This is a genomic window from Pseudomonas sp. HMWF006 (assembly GCF_003061205.1).
GTDB classification, from domain to species: Bacteria; Pseudomonadota; Gammaproteobacteria; order Pseudomonadales; family Pseudomonadaceae; genus Aquipseudomonas; species Aquipseudomonas monsensis.
The window spans coordinates 1-1824 of the sequence record NZ_QAIU01000320.1; the positions used below are offsets into that span (position 1 = coordinate 1).

General features: G+C 53.6%; 2 protein-coding genes. One reads left to right on the forward strand and one right to left on the reverse strand.

The window, feature by feature from the left end; genetic code table 11:
* The coding region (locus DBR24_RS13060) for an FMN-binding glutamate synthase family protein (protein ID WP_146189033.1) at positions 1-1034 on the forward strand (1034 nt) is incomplete at its 5' end.
* Positions 1035-1081: 47 nt separating this feature from the next.
* Here DBR24_RS13060 and DBR24_RS13065 read toward each other — a convergent pair.
* Positions 1082-1824: hypothetical protein (locus DBR24_RS13065; RefSeq protein WP_218278135.1), on the reverse strand; the 743-nt coding region annotated here is incomplete at its 5' end.

Here is a 1824-nt window from a genome sequence, read left to right on the forward strand (position 1 = left end):
GCCCCTATCACCGTGAACACGGCGGCGACCTGACCTGGGAACTGGGCAGCGGCTACTTCGGTTGCCGCACCAGCGACGGCCGCTTCGACCCGGAACGCTTCGCCGCCCAGGCGCAAAATCCGCAAGTGCGGATGATCGAAATCAAGATGAGCCAGGGCGCCAAACCGGGCCACGGCGGGATCCTGCCCAAACACAAGGTCACCCAGGAAATCGCTGACACCCGCGGCATCCAGATGGGCGAAGACTGCATCTCGCCGTCACGCCACAGCGCGTTTTCCACACCCATCGAGCTGATGCAGTTCATCCAGCAATTGCGTGAACTGTCCGGCGGCAAACCGGTGGGCTTCAAGTTCTGCCTCGGTCATCCATGGGAGTTCATGGGCATCGCCAAGGCCATGCTGGAAACCGGCATCCTGCCGGACTTCATCGTCGTCGATGGCAAGGAAGGCGGCACCGGCGCCGCGCCAGTGGAGTTCACCGACCACATCGGCGTGCCGATGCGCGAAGGCCTGCTGTTTGTGCACAACACCCTTGTGGGCCTGAACCTGCGCGACAAGATCAAACTCGGCGCCAGCGGCAAGATCGTCAGCGCCTTCGACATCGCCAGCGTGCTGGCCATCGGCGCCGACTGGGCCAACTCCGCGCGCGGCTTCATGTTCGCCATCGGCTGCATCCAGTCGCAAAGCTGCCACACCAACAAATGCCCGACCGGCGTGGCGACTCAGGACGCCTTGCGCCAACGCGCACTGGTGGTGCCGGACAAGGCCCAGCGCGTCTACAACTTCCACCGCAATACGCTCAAGGCGCTGGCGGAAATGCTTGCCGCTGCCGGTCTTGAGCATCCGTCGCAACTGTCGGCCAAACACCTGGTGCGACGCATGTCAGCGACTGAAATCAAACTGTTTTCGCAATTGCATGTGTTCCTCAAACCCGGCGAGTTGCTCACCGGGGAAGTGAACGGCGAGTTCTATTCGCGGATGTGGCAGATGGCGCGGGCGGACAGTTTTGAACCGGGTGAAATCAAGGCTGCCTAAACACTTCCCGCAACGCTCAAAACCCAGCGTTGCGGGAGTTTTGCTCATCAGTGATTAGACCGGTACTCGTTACTTGATGAGTCACCATTCTGATTTCCCTTAACTAAATAAAATCCGATCCTGTTCATATAACTCGTATCATCCTCCCATGTGCCACGCGTCGTAAAAATAAAAAAATCCAAAGGCTTCGCGCTGGACTCAATATCTTTCTCCATCAAATCAATGCTTCTGAATTTCAGCGTAGAGCCTAAAATCTTGGCGTATCCCTGAGCTTCTATCACATCAGGTGAATATATTAAGCAGCTAGAACAGTGGTCAATCAAATTCTTTATCACGTCACGCATCTGGCTGACAGGGCGCAGTTGATTTTCATATGTAAAAACAGGTTTTTCATCAGTAAAAAGCGGGGTCATTGAAAAGCTAAACATCACAAATACAACACTGTTAAAAACAACTCGATCCCTCAACTGCGAGACTCCGTACCCCAACAACAGCATAAGCGCAGGCAATACAACAATAAGGTTACGCATCGTCAACACAGGCTGAACATATAAGGAGCGCAAATAAGGGACCATCACGCACACCACGACCCATATGACAACAACCCACAAGACAACCCTCATGCTTTTTTCTTTGATTAGAGTCACCAACCCCGAAAGAATTAAAATTGATGAAATAATTGACAGTGAAAGCCCCCCAAAAAACAATGCAAATAACTCGACAAAAAAATGGTCATTCGGCACAGGCACCCAAAACTCCTTTCGCTCCAAAGCGCCCATAATATAAAAAG